The sequence below is a fragment of the Erwinia sp. E602 genome (assembly GCF_018141005.1).
Lineage (GTDB): Bacteria > Pseudomonadota > Gammaproteobacteria > Enterobacterales > Enterobacteriaceae > Erwinia.
The window spans coordinates 37,478-47,099 of record NZ_CP046581.1 but is presented as its reverse complement, the minus strand read 5'-3'; the positions used below and the strand labels follow the sequence as shown (position 1 = coordinate 47,099).

General features: G+C 55.9%; 11 protein-coding genes. 5 read left to right on the top strand and 6 right to left on the bottom strand.

Translation table 11 applies throughout. From position 1 onward, the window contains the following. Positions 1 to 2: 2 nt before the first annotated feature. The 3 genes from GKQ23_RS00190 to GKQ23_RS00180 all read right to left on the bottom strand — a co-directional run bounded on the left by GKQ23_RS00190 (position 3) and on the right by GKQ23_RS00180 (position 964). Complete coding sequence (locus GKQ23_RS00190; protein WP_056238460.1) at positions 3 to 236, bottom strand: hypothetical protein; 234 nt, start codon at positions 234 to 236, stop codon at positions 3 to 5. Between the two features lie 226 nt (positions 237 to 462). Next, the gene (locus GKQ23_RS00185) at positions 463 to 738 is read right to left on the bottom strand and encodes a Txe/YoeB family addiction module toxin (RefSeq protein WP_212408280.1); all 276 of its coding nucleotides are present in this window, start codon (positions 736 to 738) and stop codon (positions 463 to 465) included. Further along, positions 719 to 964: a type II toxin-antitoxin system Phd/YefM family antitoxin gene (locus GKQ23_RS00180; protein ID WP_212408279.1), complete on the bottom strand. Its 246-nt coding sequence runs from the start codon at positions 962 to 964 to the stop codon at positions 719 to 721. The genes GKQ23_RS00185 and GKQ23_RS00180 overlap by 20 nt, the downstream gene beginning before the upstream one ends. Before the next feature lie 311 nt (positions 965 to 1,275). Here GKQ23_RS00180 and GKQ23_RS00175 point away from each other — a divergent pair, with 311 nt between their 5' ends. From GKQ23_RS00175 to GKQ23_RS00160, 4 genes are all read left to right on the top strand, one after another. Further along, complete coding sequence (locus tag GKQ23_RS00175) at positions 1,276 to 2,535, top strand: DUF1479 domain-containing protein (RefSeq protein ID WP_212408278.1); 1,260 nt, start codon at positions 1,276 to 1,278, stop codon at positions 2,533 to 2,535. Positions 2,536 to 2,638: 103 nt separating this feature from the next. Next, on the top strand, positions 2,639 to 3,400 hold the full coding sequence (locus GKQ23_RS00170) for a DNA-binding transcriptional regulator YciT (protein WP_101505016.1): 762 nt from the start codon (positions 2,639 to 2,641) through the stop codon (positions 3,398 to 3,400). 433 nt (positions 3,401 to 3,833) lie between these two features. Then, entirely contained in the window at positions 3,834 to 4,085 is a 252-nt protein-coding gene (locus GKQ23_RS00165) for a type II toxin-antitoxin system Phd/YefM family antitoxin (RefSeq protein ID WP_056237204.1), read from the top strand. Further along, on the top strand, positions 4,085 to 4,408 hold the full coding sequence (locus GKQ23_RS00160) for a type II toxin-antitoxin system RelE/ParE family toxin (RefSeq protein WP_056237207.1): 324 nt from the start codon (positions 4,085 to 4,087) through the stop codon (positions 4,406 to 4,408). The genes GKQ23_RS00165 and GKQ23_RS00160 overlap by 1 nt, the downstream gene beginning before the upstream one ends. 178 nt (positions 4,409 to 4,586) lie before the next feature. Here the strand turns inward: GKQ23_RS00160 and malM are convergent, their stop codons facing one another. From malM to malK, 3 genes are all read right to left on the bottom strand, one after another. Further along, complete coding sequence (malM, locus tag GKQ23_RS00155; RefSeq protein ID WP_212408277.1) at positions 4,587 to 5,483, bottom strand: maltose operon protein MalM; 897 nt, start codon at positions 5,481 to 5,483, stop codon at positions 4,587 to 4,589. Positions 5,484 to 5,567: 84 nt separating this feature from the next. Then, complete coding sequence (locus GKQ23_RS00150) at positions 5,568 to 6,863, bottom strand: maltoporin (protein ID WP_212408276.1); 1,296 nt, start codon at positions 6,861 to 6,863, stop codon at positions 5,568 to 5,570. A gap of 30 nt (positions 6,864 to 6,893) precedes the next feature. Continuing rightward, positions 6,894 to 8,003: a maltose/maltodextrin ABC transporter ATP-binding protein MalK gene (malK, locus tag GKQ23_RS00145; protein WP_212408275.1), complete on the bottom strand. Its 1,110-nt coding sequence runs from the start codon at positions 8,001 to 8,003 to the stop codon at positions 6,894 to 6,896. A 376-nt stretch (positions 8,004 to 8,379) separates the two neighbouring features. On the opposite strand from malK, the gene malE reads away from it, so the two are divergent. Next, on the top strand, positions 8,380 to 9,594 hold the full coding sequence (malE, locus tag GKQ23_RS00140) for a maltose/maltodextrin ABC transporter substrate-binding protein MalE (protein WP_212408274.1): 1,215 nt from the start codon (positions 8,380 to 8,382) through the stop codon (positions 9,592 to 9,594). Positions 9,595 to 9,622: the final 28 nt, after the last annotated feature.

Below are 9,622 nucleotides of genomic sequence, written 5' to 3'. Positions count from 1 at the left end.
CATTAACATCTGCCGTTAATGCGCTGATTGTCCCTGAGAACATCAATTGCGGTTTTCATCGCGACTTTATCATCCCTTCTTTTTTGTTTGCCTTGCATCACCTGCAAGTACTCAAGCAACGTTCGGGTATTGATAGGCCTTCCCTGTTTTCCTACGGCGAGTACGGCTTCACCAAGGATTATTTTAACCGGAGGCAACTGTGCCGGATACCAGTCAAGGGTGTCTTCTGATTTCATCATAAATTTCTCACGGAAGGGTATCATATCATAAATCATGCACCTGCATTGAAATCATATGGAAGCGAAATTGATTATAAATCAACATAATATGTCAGATCATTATGCTTTAATTTAACATAATTAGTATTATGTGCACCGATTAATTTATTGATTATGTTAAATTACTGGACCAAAAAAGAATCATCTAGCAAGCGACAGACAAAACATCAGCCCTTGCTTCTTACTATTTGTCACCATAGTGATAACGGGCTGCATAGATGATGACTTCCCCGTTCTGGATTGAGTAGACCAGTCGGTGGCTCTGATCGATACGACGAGAATAGAGCGCCGGATCTTTGTGATGCCGTAACCGTTCAGGTTTTCCGATACCTGCTAACGGATCAGCCTCGATGCTGTGAAGTAGCTGGCGGATACGCTCAAATTTCTTTTTGTCGGTATCACGCCAGTAGTTGATATCATCAGCGCCATTCTTCGTGAACTTAATATTCCACTTCGACAAATTCGCCACGCTCCGCCTGTTTCATGGACTCGTTGATATGCGCTGCGTTCGTCGGGTTGCTGAACAGATAAACCGTTTCTATCAGCGCCTCATACTCTTCCGCATCCATTATCACAACATCGGGTGCATCACGGCGTATGACGCGCACGGGCTCTGCGTCATCGGTGACACGCTGCATTGTATCGGCGAAATTTTTGCGGGCATCAGTAAAATTGATTGCATGCATGTTGTTAGCTCCCATCAGTTAATGACCCCAGCATAGTACATGTACGTAAACAAGTACAACTAATGCATGCATAACCTCTCGACCACGCATCAGATGCGCAGCCAAAGCTCTCCCCCATCACAAATACTCTCACGCAATCGGTTGCCGCGAGCGATAACCGGCTTCTGATACGTAGGTTCGCAACAAAAATGTGACGGGAATCACCGCCTTCATGTTGCATCCTTGTTAGCATTCGAAGCAACAAAACTTACGAACGAAGGTTTTTTGATGTTCGTTCGGAAAATTATGCAGCTTAATCCGGAGGAGTTACCATGAACGTTTTTACATCGACCACACTGCCAGAAGACCACAAGGCCAGTATCCGCCTGATGAAACAACAGCTTCGTCAGCAAATCGGAGACGTTGAAGGGGTGTTCCAGAAAGTAAAAACCAGGATTATTCAGGAGATTGCAGCGGCAAAAGCCGATGAAGCAATATATGGCACGGCATGGCCGGAGGTCAGCTGGGCTGATATCGCTGAAAAGAGAGTGAGCCCGGAAGCCGTTGAGCATATCAGACGCCGTGGCTGCCTTGTGGTTCGCCAGAACTTTGAACGGAGTAAGGCCCTGGCCTGGGATCGCTCCATGCTTGAGTATCTTGAGCGCAATGATTTCGATGCGCAGTACAAAGGCCCTGGCGACGCATTCTTTGGCAGTCTTGAGGCTTCCCGCCCGGAGATATACCCCATTTACTGGTCACATGCGCAAATGGAGGCGCGTCAAAGCAGCGCGATGGCGCTGACGCAGTCTTTTCTGAATCGTCTCTGGAAATTTGAATCTGCGGGCATCAGCTGGTTCGATCCGGATGTGAACATCATTTATCCGGACCGTATCCGTCGCCGCCTGCCGGGGACCACATCGAAGGGGCTTGGCGCGCATACCGACTCAGGCGCGCTGGAGCGCTGGTTACTCCCGGCTTATCAGAAGGTCTTCCGTAAAATCTTCACCGGTCAGTTCGACGATTACGATCCATGGGATGCGGCATACCGTTCAGAAGTGAATGAGTATGACGTTGATAATACGACTAAATGCTCAGCATTCAGGACCTTCCAGGGGTGGACGGCGCTGTCGGATATGGCGACCGGCCAGGGCCTGTTGCACGTCGTCCCTGTGCCGGTGGCGATGGCGTATGTTCTTCTGCGCCCCTTACTGAAGGATGTTCCGGAAGATGAACTCTGCGGCGTTGGGCCGGGTAAAGTTCTGCCCATTTCAGCGCAGTGGCATCCTGACCTGGTCGAAGGGCTGTGTTCAATTCCTGCATTACAGGCCGGGGACTCGGTCTGGTGGCATTGCGATATCATTCATTCCGTTGCGCCGGTCGAGGATCAGCAGGGCTGGGGCAATGTGATGTATATTCCTGCAGCACCGCTGTGTGAGAAAAACCTGGCTTATGCACGAAGCGTTGCCGATGCTCTGGACAAAGGAGCGTCGCCGGCAGACTTCCCCCGCGAGAATTACGAACAGGACTGGCAGTCGCGTTTCACCACGGCTGATTTAAACGCCATCGGCAAAAGAAGCCTGGGGCTTAGCTGATCGCGATCGCAGAGTTGCCCTGTTCAATAACCATCAGGGCAACTGCTTGTTATCTATGAATCTGCTAGACTCGACGTACTTATCCCTGCAAGCCTGAAATGAAATGAACAACAGACACGAACAGATAATACGGTTAGTCAATGAAAGAGGCAGCGTCAGCGTCAGCGAACTGTCTCAGCTAACCGGCGTTTCTGAAGTCACCATTCGTCAGGACCTGAACACGCTTGAAAAAAGTAACTTCCTGAAACGTATTCATGGTTCGGCGGTTACGCCAGACAGTGATGACGTCAGTTCGCGCCTGCGGACAAGATACAGCGTGAAACAGTCAATCGCTGAGTTTGCCGCTTCTCAAATTGTTGATGGCGAATCCGTGTTCATTGAGGGAGGCAGCACCAATGCCCTGCTGGCCAGAACGCTGGCAACCCGATCAAACTTAACCATCATTACGGTAAGCCATTACATTGCTCACCTGTTAAGGGATTCCCAGTGTGAAGTGATCATTATCGGTGGCCAGTTACAGAAGAGCAGTGAATCCGTTGTCGGTCCGTTAGCACGCTATTGCATCCAGCAGTTACACTTCCACAAGGCCTTTATCGGCGTCGACGGCTGGCATCCGCAAACAGGGTTTACCGGACGAAATATGTTACGGTGCGATGTTGTTAATGCGGTGATGGGAAAAGTCACCCACACGGTGGCATTAACTGACTCCTCCAAGTTTGGCCTGGTGCATCCCTACCCTGTTTCAATTGAGCATACTTTCAACCAGGTGATCACTGATGATGCCATCCCTGATGATGCCAGGAAGCTGTTAATTAAACAAAATATCCGGTTAGATCTGGTTGCTGAGAGCCACCAGCCCGGGTGATATCCATCGCCAGCCCGGCCGGACAGGTCCGGGCCGACGGCTCACACCATCGCTGTTTTACGGCGCCACTGTATGAGTGCGGCCGCGATTGATTCAACCTCTTTGAAGTCTTTTGAGGCGCTGGCTCTTAGCGCCATTTCAGGAAGAGCCGGCTGCCCACCGGTTTCTTGCGGCCCCCCTACCACGGATGACGTTTCTACGCGATCTGAGTGCTATTGCGCTGCACAATCTTGCCGCAGCCTGTAACATCGACCTGCCCCAGTGTGCTAAGGGCTCCCGAGGGAGCAAGCGTGTCGCTGTTCACATTATTCTTTACTGGATAACGTTATTTATAGTGCTATTAAAGGCGCTTTTAAAAGCACCTTTTAAAGACCTAAAAAAAGCACTATCATCAGTACTGCTATTTACGTCTGATACGCTGCCCGGAGGATGCATGATCACCGAAAACATTCTGAGTAGAAAAACCGCGTCCATCACCGAGTTCAAAAAGAACCCGACGGCCGCTATGAACGAGTCGCACGGCGAACCCGTTGCCGTGCTCAACCACAACAAACCCGCGTTTTACTGCGTGCCGCCGGCGATGTTTGAGCTGATGTTCGAGCACGTGAGCGATGCGCTGCTGCTGCAAAAAGCGCTGGACAGAGCCGGAGACGACGAGCTCGACGTAAGCTGGGACGACCTCTGATGTCCGATACCTTCAAGGCCACACTGAAGTTTAAGGCGCTGGCCAAAAAAGAGTGGGACTCTCTGAACCCGTCTATCCGGGAGAAGTTTGCCAAAGTGCTGAAGAAGCGCGCGGCGTCATATGAAGCGCTGACGATGCCGGCCAACCGGCTTTCTCTCCAGCATAACTGCTACAAAATCAAACTGAGAAACGACGGCTTCCGGCTGGCGTATACCGTCACCTCTGATGACGCGGGAAATGTCAGGGTTACGGTTACCGTGGTTGCCGTCGACAGACGCGACGAAATTTACGAAGACCTGAACAGGCGGCTGGCCGGAAAATAACCGTTCAAAGCAGATCGGCCAGCATACACGCCGCCGTTCTGCCACAGGTCACCGCTTCCCCGGCCACTCGATATCTGAGCCAGATCCCCGGGGTCACCAGCGGCAAACCCGGCACGCCCCATGTGACTAACGCACTACGCCTCCCTGATACTCACCCACCAACGTAAAAGCCCGCAGTTCACGACTTCACGCTGGCAATAAACGTTTTACGTGCGGTTTTCGACCCAAGCCGTTCCGCTTCATCCAGCAGCTTCAGCGCCTTATCGACATCGCCCGCCTTCAGCGCTTTTCTGATCGCTTCGTTAAAGTAGCTTTCGGAATCGTCGAGCATCGGCGCATCCGGTTTGACCGGGGCTGGTGCTGGTGCCGCCGCAGGCACGCTGCTGCCCACCACCACCGGTGCTGCTGTCGGGGCCGGGGCCGGGAAGAACTGACCAATCATCACGTTGCCGGTTTTCTGTTCGGCGGTCACCTTCAGGCTCAGCGTGCCGGTCGGCGTATGGCGCGCCACCGGATCGGGAATATCCGGCACGGCGTTACCCACGCCCGCCGCATAAGCTTTCGCCGGGTTAACCATCTGCGTGCTGCCGGCCAGATCCTGACGCGTGGTGTAGACCAGCAGGAAAATCTGCTTCTGTCCCAGCGCCGGCGTCAGCTTGAGGGTGCCTTCCAGCCGGTCGCTGGAGACGATCCCCGGCTGCTGATACGGGAAATAGCCTGAAGGGTAAAAGGCCGCCGGGCGCATCTGTTCATCCAGCACTAACACATTCGGCGCATACAGCGTTTTGCCGGCGGCAATGCTGGTCAGGGTGATCTCCAGCGATCCCCGGTCGGCAGGCAGGGCAAAGGCCGCCACCGCGCCCTGGATATCCCCCTGATTAATTTCAGCGCTGGCGGTTCCCAGCGTGACGTCCTGCGTCACCGGCGGTACCAGCGGCGTCCATGACAGGTTGCGCAGGGTCTGACTGGCGATCGCCGGTGCGGTATTCACATCATTCTGCGCGGCAGCCACCAGGGCAGGCGACGCCGCCATCAGGCTCAGCGACAGACACAGCGACAGCAGATTTTTTCTCATCGTGGTTTCCTTTTGCTCACAATAAAGGCTGGCGGATATCCACCGATAATCCACCAGCCAGCACGTCTCAGCTCATGTAAAACGTTACCACCACACTTCCATCTGCGCGCCGAAGGTGACTTCATCGTCATTGCCGCGGCTGAAGGTACGGGCGCTGGTGTCGTTCATCGCTAACCCGTTGCCGGCACCGCTATCGGTGTTGTAGCCCCACTTCTCGTCCCAGTTGGCATAGGTGGCAAACACGCGGATAGCCGGGCGTGACCAGATGCTGCTGCCCGCCTGCCACTGCTGGGCGAGGGTTACTTTGTACTGACCGTTGCGGTCACCGGTGCGCTGGGACTTGACGTTGTCGTAGCCCACCTCCAGCAGGGTGCTCATGATCGGCGTCCATTTGTACATCGGGCGCATACCCACGGTGTACCAGGTGGTGCCGTTGTTGTTGTCACGGTCAACGTCCTGGTACATCCCGACGTACATCAGGCTCCAGGTGTCGTTGAAGTCCATCGCACCGTGGTCCAGCACGCGCACCATGCTGCCGTTGTTGTTGATCGCCGCGCCGTTAGAGTGGCCGTTCGCCGCGCCCTGCCCCGGATCGGTCATCGCGTCGGCGGCATACTGCACCACAAACTTGTTAAAGCCGTTCCAGATGCTCTGCGTGTGCTCCGCCGTCAGCAACCAGCCGTCTTTGGTGGCATCGTCAGCCAGCGAGTAGCCGTCGCGCGCGTTGGCCCGGCCGTAATCGACGCCCAGCTCCAGCACGCCGCCCGGGTTGGTGTTCAGCCCGGCCAGGCGCACGTCGAACACGTCGTTAGAGGTGGCAACTTCATTACGCTGGTCGGCGATATAGCCGAACGAACCGCCGCTCTCGGTGTTGCGCGTCGCGGCCAGCGACAGCTTACCAAAGCCGAGGTCGATATCTTCCAGACCGGCGCCCGGGCCCGAGATATCCCAGTAGTAGAAGTCGATCATATGCACGTCATGGCGCTGATAGAAGCGCTTACCGGCCCAGATGGTGGAGCCCGGCAGCCAGTCGATCAGGTTTTTCCCCTTTACGTTGGCTTCGCGGAAGGCCGGGTCGGTTGACTCCCAGTCGTTCTGCTGTGAGACGGAGTAGGCCACGTTGGTATCGAAGTAGAAGCTCTTATCCCCCTCTTTCCACACTTCCTGGCCCAGCTTTAACTCGGCATAGGTCTCACACTCGTTGCCCAGACGGTATTTGCTGTCGGCGCCGGTGGCCTTGAAGCACTGCTGCTCGCCGCCGCTGCCGGACCAGCCAATCCCGGAACGGGCATAGCCGGTGAAATCAACCGCCAGGGCGGGCGTCGAGAGGATACCCGCAGCCACTGCCAGCGACAGGGAAGCTTTACGCATTGTTGTCATCTTTTTCTCCTGTAGGGGGATCGCGTGCTTTCAGACGCCGGGTTCGGGATGCAGCCGGCGACATGCCGTTCCGTCTTCGCGGAACAGATGGCAGCGGTGTGGCGGCAAACCGATGGCGAATGTTGCACCTTCTTCTACCAGCACCACGTCATTCTGGCGGTAGACCAGGTTCTGACGGATGGCCGGAATTTGGATATGAATCTGGGTTTCGTTGCCCAGCTGCTCAACCACCTGGACCTCACCGGACAGCGTCACCTCAGCGACGTCGCCAGGCAGCAGATGTTCAGGGCGCACGCCCAGCGACAGGTTGCTGCCGACGATGACGCCGCTGCCTTCGACCGGCAGCCAGACCCGCTGGCCGCTGGGCAGCTCAACCTGCACGCGCTGCGGTTCCGCACCGGTGACTTTGACCGGCAGGAAATTCATCTTTGGCGAGCCGATAAACCCGGCCACAAAGCGGTTTGCCGGGTAGTGGTACAGCTCAAGCGGTTTGCCGACCTGGGCGATATGCCCGGCGTCCAGCACCACGATTTTGTCGGCCAGCGTCATCGCTTCGATCTGGTCGTGGGTCACGTAGATCATGGTGCGCTTCAGGCGCTTATGCAGACGCGAGATCTCGATGCGCATCTGCACGCGCAGCGCGGCATCCAGATTGGAGAGCGGTTCATCCAGCAGGAAAACCGTCGGTTCCGCCACCAGCGTGCGGCCAATCGCCACGCGCTGGCGCTGCCCACCCGACAGGGCTTTCGGGCGGCGTTCCAGCAGGTGCGCCAGCTGCAGCACCTCAGAGACCTGATTCACCCGCCGGTCGATATCGGCCTTCTTCGTCCCGGCCAGCTTCAGGCCGAACGACATGTTCTCGGCCACCGACAGGTGGGGATACAACGCATAGGACTGGAAGACCATGCCGATACCGCGCCCGGCGGGCGGTACCTCGTTCATACGCCGGTCGCCAATTTTCAACTCACCGGAGGTAATGTCCTCCAGGCCGGCAATCATGCGCAGCAGCGTGGACTTACCGCAGCCGGAGGGGCCGACAAACACCACGAACTCGCCTTCTTTAATCTCCAGGTTGATGTCGCTGGAGATCACCGTTTTATCAAAGGCCTTGTACACGCCGTTAAGGGAAACGCTCGCCATGCTGAACTCCTGTACCTGACGCCTGCGGGAAAACTCGATGCAACGAAGAGTGAGGGATTAGCGGATAAGCGTAATCATCCGTAACAAAGTTTTTCACGGCGGAGGCGCAGGGAGGAACGGCGAGACAGGCAGCCGGAAAAAAGTTCCGGCCGGGCGGCAAATTCGTGATCGGGGTTGCAAAAAATGAAAGGGATTGCTGCGCGGTAAGCCACATAACGCCAGAGAGTGTCGGTGGGATCACACTCTGCGCGGTGGGGGCGTAGAGGGGGGGATGATGAAGCCGCGCCGGGTTGAATCCACACTGGCGCGGTACCCTGTCATTGCGTCTGTGACATCAGCATTACCGACTCCTAACAGAGAATAAAAGGACTGGATTATGACTCTCAGCATTAAGGCCCCTTACATTAAACAAATCGTTAAACATGCCCTGGCCGTGTCCGCGCTGGCATCGATGGTGTTGTCCTCTTCCGCCTTTGCCAGAATTGAAGAAGGCAAGCTGGTTGTCTGGATCAACGGTGACAAAGGCTATAACGGCCTGGCGGAAGTCGGTAAGCGGTTTGAAAAAGAGACCGGCATCAAAGTCACGGTTGAACACCCGGACAAGCTGGAAGAGAAGTATCCGCAGGTGGCGGCCACCGGCGGCGGCCCTGACATTATTTTCTGGGCGCATGACCGTTTCGGCGGTTACGCCGAGTCCGGCCTGCTGGCGGAAATCAGCCCGGATCAGGCGTTTAAAGACAAACTGTTCCCGTTCACCTGGGACGCCGTCACCTTTAACGGCAAGCTGATCGGCTACCCGGTGGCGGTGGAAGCGCTGTCGCTGATTTACAACAAAGACCTGATCAAAGAGGCGCCGAAAACCTGGGAAGAGATCCCGGCGCTGGACACCTCACTGCGCGCCCGAGGCAAAAGCGCCATCATGTGGAACCTGCAGGAACCCTACTTCACCTGGCCCCTCATCGCCGCCGACGGCGGATATGCCTGGAGGTATGAAAACGGCAAATACAACATCAAAGACACCGGGGTGAATAACGACGGCTCCCGCGCCGGCCTGCAGTTCATTATCGATCTGGTGAAGAACAAACACATTAACGCCGACACCGACTACTCGATCGCCGAAGCGGCCTTTAACAAGGGCCAGACCGCGATGACCATCGACGGGCCGTGGGCGTGGTCAAACCTCGATAAGAGCAAAATCAACTACGGCGTGGCGCTGCTGCCCTCCTTCCACGGCAAACCCTCTAAGCCGTTCGTTGGCGTGCTGACCGCCGGCATTAACGCCGCCAGCCCGAACAAGGAGCTGGCCAAAGAGTTCCTGGAAAACTACCTGATCACCGACGAGGGCCTGGGCTCGGTCAACAAAGACAAACCGCTGGGGGCGGTGGCGCTGAAATCGTACCAGCAAACGCTGGAGAAGGATCCGCGCATCGCCGCCACCATGGCCAACTCGAAAAACGGTGAAATCATGCCGAACATCCCGCAGATGAGCGCGTTCTGGTATGCCGAACGCAGCGCCATCATCAACGCGGTCAACGGCCGTCAGACCGTATCGCAGGCGCTGCAGGACGCTGAGTCACGCATTACCAGATAAATCACCTCACCAGCTGATGCCGTTGAAG